The following is a 17608-nucleotide window of genomic DNA, read 5'->3' as shown; positions in this document are numbered from 1 at the left end:
CACCTCTATTGAATTTCCATAACATCGATATTTCTATGTGGTAAAACAAAAAGACGACTTCAATTGAAGCCGCCTTTATATTAATTAATCTAACAATTAATCTTATTTTTCCTGTTGTTTGATCAGGTTTAGAGCAGAACCAGCCTTAAACCAATCAATCTGCTGATCGTTGTAAGTGTGATTAGCCATGATGATATTTTTAGTTCCGTCAGCGTGAACGAATTCCAAAGTCAGTTGTTTTCCTGGTGCAAACTGATCAAGATCTAAGAAGTTAACCGTATCATCTTCCTGGATTTTGTCATAATCAGCCTCATTGGCGAAAGTGATTCCAAGCATTCCTTGTTTCTTAAGGTTGGTTTCATGGATTCTCGCGAATGACTTTACCAATACAGCTTTCACTCCAAGGTGTCTTGGCTCCATAGCAGCGTGCTCTCTTGAAGAACCTTCACCGTAGTTCTGGTCTCCTACAACAATTGTTGGAACGCCTGCAGCTTTATAAGCTCTTTGTACAGCCGGAACTTCACCGTATTCACCGGTTAATTCGTTTTTAACTTTATTGGTTTCCATGTTGTAAGCATTTACGGCTCCAATCAACATGTTGTTTGAAATATTATCTAAATGACCTCTGTATTTCAACCATGGTCCAGCCATAGAAATGTGGTCAGTAGTACATTTTCCGAAAGCTTTGATCAATACTTTAGCTCCTTCAATGTTTTTACCATCCCAAGCCGGGAATTCTTCCAGTAACTGAAGCCTGTCCGAAGTAGGGCTTACATTCACAACAACGCTTGAACCGTCTTCTGATGGAGCCTGATATCCGTTATCATCTACAGCAAATCCTTTTTCAGGAAGTTCAAACCCTTTAGGCTCATCAAGTTTTACCTGTTCACCAGCCTGGTTGGTTAAAGTATCTGTAATCGGGTTAAAATCTAATCTTCCGGAGATAGCAACAGCAGCTACCATTTCTGGAGAAGCTACAAATGCGTGGGTATTTGGGTTTCCATCCGCTCTTTTTGCAAAGTTTCTGTTGAATGAGTGGATGATAGAGTTTTTCTCTCCTTTTTCAGCACCTTCTCTGTCCCACTGTCCGATACATGGTCCACAAGCATTGGTAAAGATTCTTGCGTTTTCAAATTTTCTGAAAGAATCCAAGAAACCGTCTCTTTCTGCTGTGAATTTCACCTGCTCAGAACCTGGATTGATCCCTAAAATAGCTTTAGGTTTTACTCCTTTTGCTACTGCATCTTCTACAATAGATGCCGCTCTTGATAAATCTTCATAAGAAGAGTTGGTACAAGATCCGATAAGTGCCCATTCCACTTCTAGAGGCCATCCGTTAGCTTCTGCTTTAGCTCTGAATTCAGAAACAGGAGTTGCTAAATCCGGAGTGAAAGGTCCGTTTAAGTGTGGAGCCAGTTCAGAAAGGTTGATTTCAATTAATTGGTCGAAATATTGTTCCGGGTTTGCATATACTTCTGCATCACCTGTTAAATGCTCAGCAATTTTATCGGCAGCATCTACAACATCCTGTCTTCCGGTAGCAGCAAGATATCTTCTCATAGAATCGTCGTATCCGAAAGTAGAAGTTGTAGCTCCGATTTCGGCACCCATGTTACAGATAGTTCCTTTACCGGTTGCCGAAAGAGATTCTGCTCCTTCACCGAAATATTCTACGATGCATCCTGTTCCTCCTTTTACGGTAAGGATTCCGGCTACTTTTAAGATAACGTCTTTTGCGGAAGTCCATCCGTTCATTTTACCGGTTAATTTCACCCCGATAAGTTTTGGCATTTTAAGCTCCCAGGCCATTCCTGCCATTACATCTACTGCATCAGCACCTCCTACACCAATAGCTACCATTCCCAGTCCTCCTGCATTTACGGTGTGTGAATCTGTACCAATCATCATTCCTCCAGGGAACGCATAATTTTCCAGTACAACCTGGTGAATGATACCTGCTCCCGGCTTCCAGAATCCGATTCCGTATTTATCACATACAGAACTCAGAAAGTTGAATACTTCGGAGTTTTTGTTAATACCTTCTTGTAAATCTTTATCAGCACCTACCTTCGCCTGGATCAGGTGATCTGCGTGAGCTGTGGAAGGAACAGCAACTTTAGTTTTTCCTGCCTGCATGAACTGTAAAAGCGCCATCTGTGCAGTGGCATCCTGCATTGCTACTCTGTCTGGTGCGAAGTCTACATAAGAGTTTCCTCTTTCATAAGCCTGTGTAGCATTTCCTTCCCAAAGGTGGGTGTAAAGGATTTTTTCTGAAAGGGTAAGAGGTTTTCCCACGATTTGTCTTGCCGCAGCAATTCTTTCAGGGTAACGCTCGTACACTTTTTTGATCATATCAATATCAAAAGTCATATCGTATTTTAATTTTGTTCTTTTTCCGTTTAATGCTTCTTTCTCTTATGTTTGAAAAAGAAAAATCAATTCTTTATATATCAAAAAACGTTCCTATAATCCACTAACAGGATGATTTTGACGATATATTCAAGAGATTTTATAACTTTCAATTTAAGAAAAAATAGATTCTATTTTCGAGATTTTATCAGAAAAAAAATGTATTTAACTTAAAATAGAAACATTCTAAACAAAAAATTGGAAGATTTTAAATCCTAAAGGACTAAAATCTTCCAATTATATAATTTTCAATAGTCTTACGACTTATTTATGAATTCTATTAGTGAGCGCTTGTACTTGTTAATTCTTTAATAGAAGGTACAAAAGTTGTAAGATCAATGCCTTCAACTGCTGCCTTATACTCATCAATGTTAGGAATTCTTCCAATGATAGCAGATAAAACTACAACCGGAGTTGAAGCAAGTAGAGATTCTCCCTTTTTACGTTCAGAATCTTCAACGACTCTTCCCTGGAAAAGACGTGTAGATGTTGCTAAAACGGTATCTCCTTTAGCTGCTTTTTCCTGGTTACCCATACAAAGGTTACATCCGGGACGCTCAAGATACATTACATTTTTGTATTCAACACGAGCTTCTCCTTTTGGAGCATTATCATCAAATTCAAAGGCTGAATATTTCTCTAATAATTCCCAGTCTCCTTCTGCCTTCAGCTCATCAATGATATTATAAGTAGGTGCTGCTACTACAAGAGGAGCGCTAAATTCTACTTTCCCTTGTTGCTTTTCAATATTTCTAAGCATTTGAGAAACAATCTTAAGGTCTCCTTTGTGAACCATACAAGATCCTACGAAACCAAGGTCTACTTTTTTCTCTCCTCCGTAATAAGAAAGATCTCTGATGGTATCGTGAGTATATCTCTTAGAAACATCATCATTGTTTACATCCGGGTCGGCAATCATTGGTTCAACGATTACGTCAAGATCTACCACTACTTCAGCGTAATATTTAGCATTTGCATCCGGAGTCAAAGCAGGTTTCTCTCCTGATCTGATTTCTGCAATTCTCTTATCAGCTTTGTCAATTAATCCCTGAAGAACTTTATTATGGTTATCCATACCTTTATCAATCATGATTTGGATTCTGCCTTTTGCAATTTCCAGTGACTCAATCAAAGTATTGTCTTCAGAAATGTTGATAGAAGCTTTTGCTTTCATCTCAGCAGTCCAGTCTGTAAAGGTAAATGCCTGGTCAGCAGGAAGTGTTCCGATGTGAACCTCAATGATTCTGCCCTGGAATACGTTTTCTCCTCCAAACTGCTTCAACATCTGAGCCTGAGTTGCATGAACCACATCACGGAAATCCATGTGTTCTTTCATGTTTCCTTTGAAGGTTACTTTCACAGATTCAGGAATCGGCATAGATGCTTCACCGGTAGCTAATGCAAGCGCAACAGTTCCTGAGTCAGCTCCGAAAGCCACTCCTTTAGACATTCTTGTGTGAGAGTCACCACCAATAATGATAGCCCACTCATCTACAGTGATGTCGTTAAGAACTTTGTGGATAACGTCAGTCATTGCGTGGTATTCACCTTTCGGGTCACGGGCTGTAATAAGACCGAACTCGTTCATGAATTTCATAAGTTTAGGAATATTAGCCTGAGCTTTTTTATCCCATACTGAAGCGGTGTGACATCCTGACTGGTAAGCACCGTCTACGATTGGAGAAATTACTGTCGCAGCCATAGATTCCAATTCCTGAGAAGTCATAAGACCTGTCGTATCCTGAGATCCAACGATATTAACTTCTACACGAACATCTGAACCTGCGTGCAATACTTTTCCTGGAGTAGTTCCAACAGCGTTTCTGTTGAATATTTTTTCTACAGCAGTAAGTCCTTGTCCTTCGTGAGAAATTTCTTTTGATGGAGCAAAAACCGCAGGCGCTTCAATTCCTAAAAGCTGGGCTGCAAATGTCTGTAGTTTTTTACCAAATACGATCGCGTAAGATCCACCCGCTTTGATGAATTCCATCTTTTGCGGAGTGAAAGATTTGGTAAGGTCGATCAATTCTTTATCGCCGTTATATAATTTCTTTTCTTTTGTATTGATTGTTAAAACAGTTCCTGTTGCTACTGAATAAGCTTCTTCAAGAACAATGTCTCCATTTTCGTTACGAATTGGGTTTCCGTTTTCGTCAACTTTCTTTACCCAGTTTTTAAGGTCAACACCAATACCTCCGGTAACATCTACAGTTGTAAGGAAAATCGGAGAAATACCGTTTGTTCCTCCTACAATTGGAGCAATGTTTACGAATGGCACATATGGACTGGCTTGTTTTCCTGTCCAAAGAGCAACGTTATTTACTCCGGACATTCTTGATGAACCAACACCCATTGTTCCTTTTTCAGCGATAAGCATAACGCTTGCATCAGGATGTTGTGCCTGTAAAGCTTTGATTTCTTCCTGAGCTTCAGGAGTGATCATACACTTACCATGAAGTTCACGGTCTGATCTTGAGTGGGCCTGGTTACCCGGAGAAAGTAAATCTGTAGAGATATCTCCTTCACCAGCAATGAATGTTACTATTTTGATTTCTTCAGCAACTTCAGGAAGCTTCGTGAAGAATTCAGCTTTTGCATAGCTTTCAAGGATTTCTTTTGCAATTTCGTTACCGCTGTTGAATGCTTCTTTCAGACGGTTTGTATCTGCTTCATAAAGGAAAACCTGTGTTTTAAGAACGGCTGCTGCTTCTTTAGCAATAGCTGCGTCATTACCTAAAGCAAGGTCTAGCAGCACTTCAATAGAAGGACCGCCTTTCATATGAGATAATAATTCAAAGGCAAATGCCGGGGAAATTTCTTCTACTACGGATTCACCCAGAATAATTTCTTTTAAAAATTTTGCTTTCACTCCCGCTGCACTTGTCGTTCCGGGTAGCGTGTTGTAAATGAAAAATTTAAGAGAATCCGATCGGTCAGCATTACCTGAATCTTTAATCTGTGTAATGATTTCGCTTAGTAATTCAGCACCATCAATTGGCTTTGGATGAAGCCCCTGGGTTTTTCTTTCTTCAATCTCTTTGATGTAATCCTTATAAATATTCATAATAGAAGGTCTTTCAACATTAAAGGTAGGCCTGCTTCTTCTTTACCGGTCTGTACAAATACAGTTAATGACATTTTGAGTTCTCACATTTTGATGCAACATTAACCGAATAAAGTCAGCATAATCTACACTTTTTTTTAAAGTTTTTAAAATTATCAAACAATTCAAAATGTTCCCAAAATTACAAATTTTTAATATTTTATAGAAACGAAATTATTTAGATTCTTTATAAATATGAATTTTATAATATCTATTTTTGGTCGTATTTTTGTAGACATATGGCGAATATGAAAAATATCCTTAAAGTTTTATGCATTTTTATTTCGGTTTTCGTTTTTTCACAGACTAAATCTGTGAAGAAAATAACGGTGAAGAAAGGTGTGAAAACTGCGGTTAAGAAAGGGCCTGCAGCCAATAAGCCTAACCCTGATTTAGTAATAATAAATAAAGATCTTCCGGTTTTGATTCCTAAGAAAAAAGGAGATCATTTTGGGTATGTTAACCAGAACGGAAAATTTATTATTCAACCGGAATATCATATTGCCGTATTTTTTTATGAAGATTGTAACCTTCTGAATTCTCCTAATGAAAAAGTCAGAAAATTTGGCACAAAAGAATATGCTACAGTAGAAAAAGATATGATCTCTTACAGGATAGACCAGTCTGGAAAGAGAGTATACCAGTTCAAAGAAGCAGATTTTGGAAAATGTATCTTCGAAGAATATAAACAGCAGCTATTTCAGGCGTATACTATGAATGGCTTTTACGGAATTATTGAAAAATCAAAATTTGTGAATGCTGCAGATTACAGGCAGTTCCAGATTTATCCTCAATATCAGTATCTGTACATTATGGAAGGAGATGATGTGGCCAATCCGATGATTGTTGCTTCCAATAATGATAAATTTGGAGTGATTGATGTTAACAATAAGATCATTATTCCTTTTGAATATTCCAATATTAAAAGAAACTTCAGCTGGAAGCTGGGTAAGATGTTTGAAGTGACCAAAGATGGGTCGAATTACTATTATGTTGACTCAAACAATAAAACCTATTAAAGAATTATAAATGATGAATGATGAATGATGAATGATTCATCCAATAACTCTTATTTTTCATTCTGCTTTTTTCTATCCCGTAACTCAAAACCCTGCACCTCGCACCGCGAATCTCAATTGATATATTTTTTGTAATTTTGCACCTGAAATAAAGGGGTGCTGTAACAGGCTGAGATTATACCCAATGAACCTGGAACAGGTAATGCTGTTTAGGGAACCATTTAAATAATTGATAGATGATTAGCGATAAATGATCGATAAACATCAATGGTCATTTGCTATTTGTCAATTATTTCATAATCACCCCTTTTATTCATTAAATGTCAAGATTTATAGAATGAAAGGATTATTTTTTTTAGGGCTTAGCGTAGGCTCAGTAGCCTTTATGCAGGCTCAGAATAAGGATTCTCTGAAAGTCAGAGAAATTGAGGCGGTCAACTTTACCAAAAGACTGCCGGTTGCAAAGGAAATCATCAACGTACAGAAAGATTTAGACGGTAAAAATTTAGGACAGGATCTTCCTATTCTTTTAAAAAATCAAACCTCCATTATTTCTACTTCAGATGCAGGAAATGGGGTTGGATATACCGGTTTTAGAATTCGTGGAGTTTCAGGAAGCGGGATTAATGTAATGATGAATGGCGTTCCGTATAATGATTCTGAAAGCCAGGGAACTTTTTTTGTGAATGTTCCTGACCTTACAAGTTCTGCTTCACAGATCGTTATTCAAAGAGGGGTGGGAACCTCTAATAATGGCGTTTCTGCTTTCGGTGCAAGTATCAATGTGATTTCTAAAGATCCTGAAGAAAAGTTTTATTTTAAAACAGATGACAGCTACGGCTCATTCAATACCTATAAATATTCAGCTGAGATAGGCTCCGGTAAGTTCTGGAAAAACCGTCTTTCTGTAATGGGAAGATATACCCATATTCACTCTGATGGGTATATAGACAGGGCTTCCTCAAATTTACATTCTTATAATTTTACGGCCTTATTTGAAGAAGGGAATACCAAATTACGTTTAATGGCTTTTGGTGGAAAAGAGAAAACCTACCAGGCATGGAACGGTATTGATAGAAAAACATGGGAAACCGATCCTAAATTTAATGTTTCAGGTGCCATTTATGATGCCAGTTGGGAGAATATTGTAAGCTTCTATGATAACGAAACAGACAATTACAGACAGAACCATTATCAGTTGCTTTGGGAACAGAAATTCAGTGACCGATGGAATATTGAAACTACTTTTCACTATACTAAAGGAAAAGGATATTACGAAAATTACAAGCAGGGAGATCCTTTTTCCAGATATAATTTACCCGATCTGACTGAAGGAGGGCAGACCATAAAATATTCAGACTTTATCAGAAAAAAATGGCTGAATAATGATTTTTATGGAGTTGTTTCAACGCTTTACGGAAAGTTTGAAAACTTAGACCTGAATATGGGAGTTGTAGCCAATCAATATTACGGAAGACACTACGGAAATGTTACGGGAGTATTTTTTCCTCAGATTGATGAAAGTGAGTATTACAGAAGCCGTTCAATAAAAAATGAAGTATCCGGTTTTGCAAAAGCTTTGTTCAGAGTAGATAATTTTGAATTTTTTGGTGATTTACAGCTTAGAAAAATCAACTACAATACTAAGATCCTGATGGCTGGTGATGGTGAAGGAGCTGATTTAAGTAAAAACTGGTTGTTCTTTAATCCTAAAGCCGGGGTAAATTACAGAATTGAAGGAGGTAAAGTTTTCCTTTCCTATGCCCATGCCCACCGTGAACCAAACAGGGATGATCTGATGGCGAATAACGATGTGAAAGCTGAAAAACTTCATGATATTGAAGCCGGTTTTGAAAAACAGTTTGGGATTGTATCATTTACTGCGAATGTGTATTATATGTACTACGTTAACCAATTGGTCTTAAATGGTGTACTTAATAATGTAGGAGCTTTCATCAGAACCAATTCCGGGAAGAGTTACAGAAGAGGAGTGGAGCTTGGTGCATTGGCAAAATTATCTAAACAATGGGAGGTTTCAGGAAATGTAACTTTAAGCCAGAGCAGAAATCAGGATTTCAATATTCAGAATGGAGATGTTCCTGAAAGACTTGGAAATACACAGATTTCTTTCTCTCCGAATGTGATTGCCAATTTAGGTCTGAAATTTAATCCTACAAAGAACTTTCAGTTTGCTTTAATGAATCAGTATGTTGGGAAACAATATCTGGATAATACGGAAGATGCCAATCTGCAGCTTAAAGATTATTTCCTGACCGATTTCAACGCTCAGTACCAGTTTAAAATTGCCAATAATGAAATTGCATTAAAACTATTGGTGAATAACCTGTTCAACAAGAAATATGTCAACAATGGATCTGTGTATGAAGGACAGCCCTATTATTTTTCACAGGCAGGAACCAATTTTATGTTTGGAGTGAGCTGGAAGATTCAGTAATGAGAAATTGGAGAGCAAATAAGTGAATTTGAAAATTTGCCCTTTTACCCGTTTCATTACAATTGTTAAGCTTAAAAAAAGAAGTTTAAATATCTGTATTCCAGTTTTGATACAGAATAATCAAAAGACTGTTTCGACAGTCTTTTTTTATATAGGTTAAATATCTTAAAAAGTCATGAAAAAGTTATAAATTTGCTGCCAAATGAATATTTCAGCATACATTTTAGAATACTTAAAACAATTTGGAACTGCCACGGTTCCAGGCTTTGGGGTGTTTTCACTGAAAAATTCTAAGGCAATTATCAATTCCGAAAACGGGAGCATCTTACCTCCAGCCAGTCAGATTGAATTTACAATAGACTACGAAGTACAGGCTGAAGATCTTACTGCTTTTATTGCAGGACAGAAACAAATGTCTTTAGAAGCTTCAAGAAGTGATCTTAAGATCCAGACAGATTTTTGGAAGAAGAAACTTCAGGCCGAGCAGGTTCTTGAAATTCAAAACCTTGGAACAGTTTTCATTGAAGAAGGACATACTCATTTCAAAGGAAAAAGAATAGAATCAGGGCGTCCGGACTTTTATGGACTGGAAGAGATCAGATTTTCAGATATCAATAACGGAGAAAAGGTAAATCCTTCAGTTAATCGTGAAAAGGATTTTAAATTCAGAAAAACTATTCTCTGGATTTTCCTTTTGGCTATTCCGGTTTTGGGGATTTTATACCTGGCTATTACCCAGCAGGAACTTCTTTTTGGTAAGAAATCTTTCAATAAGGTTTCTGTACAGACCTCTACTCACAGAATTGTAAAAGATACCATTAAAGTGATGGTACATAGCCCGAAAACAACCGTTTCAGATTCTTTGAAAAAAGATTCATTAGCAAAATCTGTCGGAAAAGCTGTAAAACCAGCTCCGGCCGTTCCAAACAACACTAAGACTAGATGGCAAAAATAAAAAAAGCGTCAGAATCTCTGACTATTATGACCAATATCGTTCTTCCGAACGAAACCAATTCTTTAAGAAATCTTTTTGGAGGTGAATTGTTAGCGAAAATGGACCGTTGCGCGTCTATTTCTGCAGCAAGACACTGCGAAAGAAGAGTAGTAACAGCTTCTGTAAACCACGTATCTTTCAATCATCCGATTCCGGAAGGCGGAGTAGTGGTATTGGAATCTAAAGTTTCCAGAGCATTCTCTACTTCTATGGAAGTATATGTAGATGTATGGTTGGATGATCCAATCAATCAGAAGAAAATTCACACCAATGCAGGTATTTATACTTTCGTTGCAGTGGATGAATTCAACCGCCCGATTCCTATTCCGGAAATGATCCCGGAAACAGAGGAAGAGAAAGAAAGATTTGCAGCTGCATTCCGTAGAAAAGAACTTTCATTAATCCTTTCCGGAAGAATGAAGCCTTTGGAATCTGTAGAACTTAAAAAGCTCTTCCAGGAACCGCAGGAATCTAAGAAAGATAAAAAGTAAAAACACAAAAAACACAAATGTCTTACACGAATTTTCACAAATGGTTTGTGTAAGGTTACATGAAAAAAAATATTAAAATGGATATTTCTGAAAACGATATATCAAAAATTGTTTACGAAGCAGGATATACAGTTCACAAGTCATTGGGACCAGGGCTTTTGGAAAGTGCTTATGAAGAATGTCTGTTTTATGAATTAAATAAACATGATATTCTCGTAGAAAGACAAAAACCAATGCCATTAGTTTATGATGAGGTAAAAATGGATGTTGGCTATAGACTTGACTTTTTGATTGAGGAAAAATTTGTGCTGGAAATAAAATCTGTAGAATCTTTGCATAATATTCATCTAGCGCAGATACTCACTTACCTTCGTTTAAGCAATTGTAAGCTTGGGATGTTGATCAACTTTAATACAATCCAGTTTAAAAACGGAGTAAAAAGAGTTATTAACGGTACTTTGTAATTTGTGTTATTTGTGAAATAAATTAGTGTTATTTGTGTTTGAATAAAAATGAAAATACTTCTTTTAGATAAAAACCATCCTCTCATCACTGAACAGCTTTTGGCTCAGAATTTTATATTGGAAGAGGATTTTACGTCGTCTTATGATGAGGTTTGTGATAAAATTGAAAACTATGACGGGATTATCATCAGAAGCCGTATCCCTTTAGATCAGAATTTTCTGGAGAAAGGAAAGAACCTGAAATTTATTGCAAGAGTAGGCGCCGGAATGGAAAATATAGATATTCCCGTTGCTGAAAACCTGGGAATCCAACTGATCAATTCTCCTGAAGGAAACAGGGATTCTGTAGCAGAACATGTGGTAGGAATGCTGCTTGTGATTATGAACAGACTTTTTATTGCTTCTCAGGAGGTGAAAAACGGAATCTGGAAACGTGAAGAGAACAGAGGAGATGAATTGCTGGGAAAAACAGTAGGGCTTATCGGGTATGGAAATATGGGGAAAGCTACCGCTAAAAGACTTTCAGGGTTCGGATGTAAAGTGATCTTCCATGATATCCTTCCTGGTCTTTCGGATGAATATGCAACACAGGTTTCACTGGAAGAGCTGAAACAGTCTGCAGAGGTTTTAAGCTTACATATTCCTTTGACTTCGAAAACTCATTATCTTATTGACGAAAATTTTATTGCTGAGATGCAAAACAACTTCTATTTTATCAATACAGCAAGAGGAAAGAATGTGAAAACTAAAAGTTTAGTAGAAGCATTGAAGTCAGGAAAGGTAAAAGGCACCTGTCTGGATGTATTAGAATACGAAAAGTCTTCATTTGAGCATATTGAAACAGAAAATGAAGATTTAAAATATCTTCTTGAATCTGAAAAAGCAATTGTAACGCCACATATTGCCGGATGGACCCATCAGAGCAAAGAAAAACTGGCCCAGTTTATTGTAGATAAAATTGTAGCATCACATTGTTAAGCTAACAAACGAAGAAAATAAAAGCTAAAGGCGGATTTACAAAAAAGTAAATTCGCTTTTTTCGTATATTTTCAACTTTATATTGATTTTTAAACAAGTAAGAAACTCTGTAATCATGATTTGGACACCAATAACAATTGAAGAAATCTTAGAAATGATTTTCTCAACAGAAAAAAAGTTAAATGGTAATCTTTTAAACTTCTGGGATCTAATCAAAATAGATCCTGAAAAATGGCATGAAGAAGATTATGGACAAGAAGGTGGCGGCTTTTGGGTAGTAGGTTTAATGGGAATAAGAGTCATCTATTATAATGATATTGAAGAAGGATTTAATATTTCAGAGTATACGAAATACGGAACAATTGATCATTATTATTGTAACCAGGATGAACTCCATACTGCAATTTTGAGTCTTTATAGTATTATCTCATTTGGAGGAAGGATTATAGGACAGGCAGGACCCCCTATTTAGAAAACAAATTTACGTTTCTGGTAATTCTGGCTGTTTTGCCTGTTCGCGAATTTTTTTCTCATTTATGTTAAATAATTCATAATGTCCCTCTCTTGGTTATTATTTATTTTTGAGTTTTATTAAATTGCCGCTCATTTTGAATCTCATGACGAAGCGTAATTTTGTACTTATCCTAACTGTTCTTTTATCAATATTTTCCTGTAAAAAAAAGTCTGAAGCCAAAGAAGTTTCAGCTGAAAACACGACTAATCTACCCAACTATGGAAATGTAGACTTCGGAAGTATTTTCGTCAAAGGTGATGGACAGCTTTTGAACAAACAGACAACGGTAAGCTATATAGATCAGTATTACAAAAAAATATGGGAAGAAGGTAACCTTAGCGGTGGAATTCTGGTGGCTAAGGGAGATGAAATTCTTTACGAAAACTACAGAGGCTTCGGAAGAGAAGGCAATCAGATGCCGATTGATAAAAATACACCATTGCACGTAGCTTCGGTTTCAAAAACATTAACGGCGATGGCGATGATGAAACTGATTGAAGCAGGGAAAATAAAATTTACAGATCATCTTACCCAGTTTTTTCCGGGATTCCCATATCCGAATGTTACCGTTCAGACTTTGTTGGATCAAAGAAGCGGTCTTCCGAAATACGAATATTTTATTACCAAAATACAGCCTGCACCGGCAGAACTTTCCAAACAATTTATTACGAACCAGGATGTGTTGAATATGATTATCAAATACAAACCTGATCTGGCAAGAGATACCAATACAGGATTTATGTACTGTAATACCAACTTTGCTTTATTGGCATTATTGATTGAGAAAGTAACAAAAACTCCTTTCCCGCAGGCGATGAAAGAAATGGTTTTCACTCCGCTGAAAATGAACAACACGTATATCTTCCAGGAAAAAGATATTCCTACAGCTTCACAGTCTTTCTATTATGGAGGAAATAAATTGTATCCTTTAGACAGATTGGATCTTATTTATGGTGATAAAAATGTGTACACTACTCCAAGAGATTTGTATAACTTCTCAAAAGCAATGTATTCGAAAAATTTCCTTAAACCAGAACTGATGGAGATGGTTTTTGCTCCTTACAGCAATGAAAAGGCAGGAATGAATAATTATGGATTAGGATTCAGAATGAAAATTTTTGATAATGGTGAAAAGCTGACGTATCACAACGGATGGTGGCATGGTACAAACTCTGTATTTGCCCATCTTTTAAAATCTAAAGTTACCATCGTTGCTATCGGAAACAAGTATTCAAACAAAGTATATACAGCCCTTGCATTATCAGGATTATTTGAGGATTTTCCTTTACAGAAAGAAAAGCTGCACACTGTTATGCATGACAATAAAGATACTTTAAATTCCGGACAGGAAGTTTTTGGAGAATAATGTTTATTTTTGCTTAAACATTTTCATGAAAAGGTTTCTTTTATTATTTGTTATCTGTTTTCTTGTACATTCATGTGCAAGGGTGGGATCTCCTGTTGGAGGGCCTAAAGATACTTTAGCACCGAGGTTTTTAAGTTCAAACATTGATACTACAAGAATTAATGTTAAAAAAGATATTCACGAGCTCCGTCTGGATTTTGATGAATATGTGACATTGAAGGACATCAATAAAAACCTGATTATTTCGCCCCCAATTAAAGGGATAACGAGGATTCTTCCTTCCAATATAGCCAACAAATTTGTGCTGATCCAGTGGACTGACACTCTTCAGGCCAATACAACTTATAATTTCAATTTCGGAAACTCCATTGTAGATAATAACGAGTCGAATATACTGAGGTATTTCAATTTTGCTTTTTCTACAGGAGATAAATTGGACGATCTTTATATCAGTGGTGAAGTAAAAGATGCGCTGGATACCAAAAAGAAGACGGCTGCAACAACGGAAAATAAACTTGTGGTTGGATTGTATCAGGTAAAAGATACCATGGATTATAAGAAAAAACCTTACTATATCACCAAGGTAGATGAAGATGGATACTATGAATTGAATTATCTGACTCCTGGAAAATATAAAATTATTGCTTTTGACGACGAGAACGGAAACTCTATGTATGACCCGGGAAAAGAAAAAGTTGGATTCCAGAAAGATCCTATAGAGGTGGAGAAATCTATTTCAGGATTGAATTTAAAAGTATACCCTTCAAGAAAAGCAGTGAAATATTCGGAGATGAAAGAAATTGCAGGTGGGATTATAATGTCATTTGAAGGAAATCCTGATGACGTGAAAGTTCAGTCTCTGAATGAAAAAATAAAGGATATCAAAATAACACACAACCCAAAATCCGACTCTGTCAGAATCTGGTTTGATGCTGTAAAAGATGATGTGGGACAGACAGCCAATGAAAAACTCACATTTACTCACAATAAAGGTCCGAAAAAAGATAGTGCTTACAGCGTTTCTTTGTTTTACAGATACAATAAGAAGAATGTAATGGATGTTGTTAGCGATAACGACGGAACTTCAATCGCTCCAAAAGCAGATTTAAAGCTTGCATCAAACTATATCATTGATAAAATAGACCCATCCAAATGGACATTAAAAATGAAAGGTGACAGTTTAACAGCTTTACCATTCACCGCTAAAATTTCGGATACAAATCCTTACCAGATCCATGTTCAATCAGATTTTGTGATGGGGAAAAGCTATGAGCTTACTGTTCCTAAGGAAACGGTATCTTCATTCTATGCAAAAAACAGCCAGTCAAAACGTTTTGATTTTGATGTTGCTAAAGCAGATCAGTTTGGAAGCGTTGAGTTTTCCATTGCAAATGCTCCGGAAGCGAATTATTGGATTCAGCTGATAGATTCTTCAGACAAAATCAGCTATCAGAAATATTTAAAAGGAGATAAAGTAAAGTTTGATATACTGAAACCAGGAGAATACATTGTAAGAATATTGGTAGATAATAACGGAAATAAATATTGGGATGAGGCCGATTTCGCCAATGATATTTTTGCCGAAGATGCCTATATCTTCCATAAAAAAGTGATCGTAAGAGGATTGTGGGAAACAAGAGAAGATTGGGATCTGAAGGATACCAGAACACTTGACAGCCCTAAATCAACATCTCCAACTCCAGTCCCAGTACCAACGTCTGCTTCGTCATCAGAAACTTCTCTGCCTGCCGAACCTGCTGCTACGAAACAAGTGCTGAAAAAAGAAATTAAGTCTGGTAACGCCGTATTAACTCCGTCAAAGTAAACAGATGAAAATGGCTAAGAAAATAGTATTCTGGACATTGGTAGCATTTGCCCTGATTCAGTTTTTTCCTATTGACAGGACCAATAAACCTGTTGATTCTGCTGCAAACTTCGTTGATGCAAGGAAAACACCCGAGAAGATCAGAACACTGCTCAAAAATGCATGTTATGACTGCCATTCCAATGAAACGGTTTATCCGAAATATGCTTTTATCGCACCTGTTTCATGGTCTGTAAAAAGCCATATAAATGAAGGGAGAGAGCATCTCAACTTTTCTATCTGGGAAACTTATAATAAGGATCTGAAGGAGAATATGATCACTAAATCTATTCAGACAATCCAAAGCAAAGCAATGCCAATCCCTGGTTACATAGTCTATCATAAAGAAGCTAACCTTTCAGAAGCAGAAAGAGCATTGCTGGTTCAGTATTTTGAAGAAATGCTGAAGACGAAGACCTATTAGGTTCTACAATAAAAAACTCCCGCAGATTTTACACACTAAGCATATTGTTTAAACAATTATCTGCCTGATCTGTAAAATCTACGGGAGAATATTTACAAAAATTATTTCTTTAAATAGCCCTCAAAAAATTTCTTCTGAGAATCAAAAGCAATATCTTCAAGGTCTAGCTCCTGTAAAGGAATCCACACTGCTTCTGAGATCTCTGAGAGTTCAAGATTTACCTCAAACTTTTCTGAAACATGATACTCATAAAAGAGATCGATGGTGTTGTAATCAATTTCTTTATATTGATAGATGTTAGGAAGGCTGGTAAGGTATTTCAGGTTGGAAATATCGATATCAAGCTGAAGTTCTTCAAAAAGTTCTCTTTTACAGGTTTCCTCTGCACTTTCTTTAGGGTCAACGAATCCTCCGGCAAGATCAAGTTTTCCTTTTTTAGGATCTCTGTTTCTTCGGGTAAGGTAAATTTCGTCTCCACATCTGATGACAACTGCTACAGCACCTGCCACATTATTATACAAAGTAAAACCACATTCCGGACAGCTCCATTTTTTTTCGCCATCCCAGTGTAAGGACTCTTTGCCGCAGCTTGGGCAATATTTCAATAGTTTCATTGAGCAATATTAATATTTCTCGGGTGATAACTCAAAATAACATCCCTTAATTCTTCCGTCTTCAGATGCGTATAGATTTCCGTTGTTGTAATACTGGAATGTCCCAGCATTTCCTGAATATAACGAAGATCTGCTCCGTTCTGCAGTAAATGCGTAGCAAATGAATGTCTGAAGGTATGTGGAGATATTTTTTTGTTAACCCCTGCTTTATCTGTAAGTTCTTTAATAATAAGAAATACGATCACTCTGGACATGGATGTCCCACGGCTGTTCAAAAACAGAGTGTCTTCATATTTTTTATTGATTTTACCTTTAGAACGTACCTCTTTGATATAACTTTCCAGCAAATCAGCGGTATAATCAGCCAAAGGAACAAAACGGGTTTTGTTTCCTTTTCCGTGTACCTTGATGTATTGTTCTTTAAAGTTGATATTGGAGATTTTCAGATCAATCAGTTCAGAAACACGGAGTCCGCATCCATATAGTACTTCTATGATGCAGTGGTTTCTTTTGCCAAGATCTGTATTGACTTCAATAGCAGCGATGATTTTGTTGATATCAGGCAGGCTTAGGGTATCAGGTAGGTATAATCCCAGTTTAGGGCCTTCAAGTAACGCAGCAGGGTTGTCTTCACGATATTCATCCTCAAGCAGAAATTTGAAAAAAGCTTTGATGGAAGATATCCATCTTGCCTGTGATCTCTCACTGAATTTCTGTTTAGAAAGATTGAAAATGTATTCCTGCAGGTTTTCGTAACCGATAGAATCTGGACCGACGTTTGCCAGATCTTCTTTTGCATAATCTTTTAATTTCTTAATGTCCCGAACGTAGGCGTCGAGAGTGTTTTCTGAAAAATTCCTTTCGAAACGAAGAAATATTTCAAAATCTTTGATCTTTTCATCCCAAGTCATTT

The 17608-nt window shown here is 36.7% G+C and carries 14 protein-coding genes and 1 riboswitch; of the genes, 10 read left to right on the top strand and 4 right to left on the bottom strand.

Annotation, left to right across the window (positions count from 1 at the left end):
- Positions 1 to 102: 102 nt before the first annotated feature.
- Positions 103 to 2370, bottom strand: a complete 2268-nt coding sequence (locus ACLMCG_RS18155) for an aconitate hydratase (protein ID WP_413960685.1) — start codon at positions 2368 to 2370, stop codon at positions 103 to 105.
- 319 nt (positions 2371 to 2689) lie between these two features.
- Positions 2690 to 5473, bottom strand: a complete 2784-nt coding sequence (locus tag ACLMCG_RS18150) for a bifunctional aconitate hydratase 2/2-methylisocitrate dehydratase (RefSeq protein WP_223601397.1) — start codon at positions 5471 to 5473, stop codon at positions 2690 to 2692.
- 353 nt (positions 5474 to 5826) lie between these two features.
- Between ACLMCG_RS18150 and ACLMCG_RS18145 the strand changes: the two genes are divergently transcribed.
- The 10 genes from ACLMCG_RS18145 (at position 5827) to ACLMCG_RS18100 (ending at position 16081) form a co-directional block, all read left to right on the top strand.
- Positions 5827 to 6531, top strand: a complete 705-nt coding sequence (locus tag ACLMCG_RS18145; RefSeq protein WP_413960684.1) for a WG repeat-containing protein — start codon at positions 5827 to 5829, stop codon at positions 6529 to 6531.
- 142 nt (positions 6532 to 6673) lie between these two features.
- A riboswitch (TPP riboswitch) is annotated at positions 6674 to 6765 on the top strand.
- 103 nt (positions 6766 to 6868) lie between these two features.
- On the top strand, positions 6869 to 8986 hold the full coding sequence (locus ACLMCG_RS18140; RefSeq protein WP_413960683.1) for a TonB-dependent receptor: 2118 nt from the start codon (positions 6869 to 6871) through the stop codon (positions 8984 to 8986).
- Between the two features lie 202 nt (positions 8987 to 9188).
- Entirely contained in the window at positions 9189 to 9941 is a 753-nt protein-coding gene (locus ACLMCG_RS18135; protein ID WP_413960682.1) for a hypothetical protein, read from the top strand.
- Positions 9929 to 10471 carry an acyl-CoA thioesterase gene (locus tag ACLMCG_RS18130; RefSeq protein ID WP_034692538.1) on the top strand — a complete coding sequence of 181 codons (543 nt, stop codon included), beginning with the start codon at positions 9929 to 9931 and terminating at the stop codon, positions 10469 to 10471. The genes ACLMCG_RS18135 and ACLMCG_RS18130 overlap by 13 nt, the downstream gene beginning before the upstream one ends.
- 77 nt (positions 10472 to 10548) lie before the next feature.
- The gene (locus tag ACLMCG_RS18125) at positions 10549 to 10935 is read left to right on the top strand and encodes a GxxExxY protein (protein WP_413960681.1); all 387 of its coding nucleotides are present in this window, start codon (positions 10549 to 10551) and stop codon (positions 10933 to 10935) included.
- A 48-nt stretch (positions 10936 to 10983) separates the two neighbouring features.
- On the top strand, positions 10984 to 11913 hold the full coding sequence (locus ACLMCG_RS18120; RefSeq protein WP_413960680.1) for a 2-hydroxyacid dehydrogenase: 930 nt from the start codon (positions 10984 to 10986) through the stop codon (positions 11911 to 11913).
- Between the two features lie 115 nt (positions 11914 to 12028).
- Positions 12029 to 12385 (top strand): hypothetical protein, encoded by a 357-nt coding sequence (locus ACLMCG_RS18115; RefSeq protein ID WP_413960679.1) that lies wholly within the window; start codon positions 12029 to 12031, stop codon positions 12383 to 12385.
- A gap of 145 nt (positions 12386 to 12530) precedes the next feature.
- On the top strand, positions 12531 to 13793 hold the full coding sequence (locus ACLMCG_RS18110; RefSeq protein WP_413960678.1) for a serine hydrolase domain-containing protein: 1263 nt from the start codon (positions 12531 to 12533) through the stop codon (positions 13791 to 13793).
- 25 nt (positions 13794 to 13818) lie between these two features.
- Positions 13819 to 15618, top strand: a complete 1800-nt coding sequence (locus ACLMCG_RS18105) for an Ig-like domain-containing protein (RefSeq protein WP_413960677.1) — start codon at positions 13819 to 13821, stop codon at positions 15616 to 15618.
- 4 nt (positions 15619 to 15622) lie between these two features.
- Positions 15623 to 16081, top strand: coding sequence for a heme-binding domain-containing protein (locus ACLMCG_RS18100; RefSeq protein WP_413960676.1), 459 nt, complete (start codon positions 15623 to 15625; stop codon positions 16079 to 16081).
- Between the two features lie 101 nt (positions 16082 to 16182).
- On the opposite strand, the gene ACLMCG_RS18095 is transcribed toward ACLMCG_RS18100, so the two are convergent.
- A complete protein-coding gene (locus ACLMCG_RS18095; RefSeq protein WP_413960675.1) occupies positions 16183 to 16695 on the bottom strand; it encodes an NUDIX hydrolase in 513 nt (170 codons plus the stop codon).
- Positions 16692 to 17606 carry a site-specific tyrosine recombinase XerD gene (xerD, locus tag ACLMCG_RS18090; RefSeq protein WP_142718876.1) on the bottom strand — a complete coding sequence of 305 codons (915 nt, stop codon included), beginning with the start codon at positions 17604 to 17606 and terminating at the stop codon, positions 16692 to 16694. Before xerD ends, ACLMCG_RS18095 begins: the two co-directional genes overlap by 4 nt.
- Between the last annotated feature and the right edge of the window lie 2 nt (positions 17607 to 17608).

Source organism: Chryseobacterium sp. S90, from assembly GCF_047444895.1.
GTDB lineage: Bacteria > Bacteroidota > Bacteroidia > Flavobacteriales > Weeksellaceae > Chryseobacterium.
Note: the sequence above shows the minus strand (reverse complement) of the source record. Positions and strands in the feature narration are given on the sequence as shown.

What these genes read in the sequence shown, in the direction of transcription:
- ACLMCG_RS18155 (WP_413960685.1), bottom strand. Translation starts at nt 2,370, where the DNA reads ATGACTTTTGATATTGATATGATCAAAAAAGTGTACGAGCGTTACCCT.
- ACLMCG_RS18150 (WP_223601397.1), bottom strand. Translation starts at nt 5,473, where the DNA reads ATGAATATTTATAAGGATTACATCAAAGAGATTGAAGAAAGAAAAACC.
- ACLMCG_RS18140 (WP_413960683.1), top strand. Translation starts at nt 6,869, where the DNA reads ATGAAAGGATTATTTTTTTTAGGGCTTAGCGTAGGCTCAGTAGCCTTT.
- ACLMCG_RS18135 (WP_413960682.1), top strand. Translation starts at nt 9,189, where the DNA reads ATGAATATTTCAGCATACATTTTAGAATACTTAAAACAATTTGGAACT.
- ACLMCG_RS18130 (WP_034692538.1), top strand. Translation starts at nt 9,929, where the DNA reads ATGGCAAAAATAAAAAAAGCGTCAGAATCTCTGACTATTATGACCAAT.
- ACLMCG_RS18125 (WP_413960681.1), top strand. Translation starts at nt 10,549, where the DNA reads ATGGATATTTCTGAAAACGATATATCAAAAATTGTTTACGAAGCAGGA.
- ACLMCG_RS18120 (WP_413960680.1), top strand. Translation starts at nt 10,984, where the DNA reads ATGAAAATACTTCTTTTAGATAAAAACCATCCTCTCATCACTGAACAG.
- ACLMCG_RS18115 (WP_413960679.1), top strand. Translation starts at nt 12,029, where the DNA reads ATGATTTGGACACCAATAACAATTGAAGAAATCTTAGAAATGATTTTC.
- ACLMCG_RS18110 (WP_413960678.1), top strand. Translation starts at nt 12,531, where the DNA reads ATGACGAAGCGTAATTTTGTACTTATCCTAACTGTTCTTTTATCAATA.
- ACLMCG_RS18105 (WP_413960677.1), top strand. Translation starts at nt 13,819, where the DNA reads ATGAAAAGGTTTCTTTTATTATTTGTTATCTGTTTTCTTGTACATTCA.
- ACLMCG_RS18100 (WP_413960676.1), top strand. Translation starts at nt 15,623, where the DNA reads ATGAAAATGGCTAAGAAAATAGTATTCTGGACATTGGTAGCATTTGCC.
- ACLMCG_RS18095 (WP_413960675.1), bottom strand. Translation starts at nt 16,695, where the DNA reads ATGAAACTATTGAAATATTGCCCAAGCTGCGGCAAAGAGTCCTTACAC.
- xerD (WP_142718876.1), bottom strand. Translation starts at nt 17,606, where the DNA reads ATGACTTGGGATGAAAAGATCAAAGATTTTGAAATATTTCTTCGTTTC.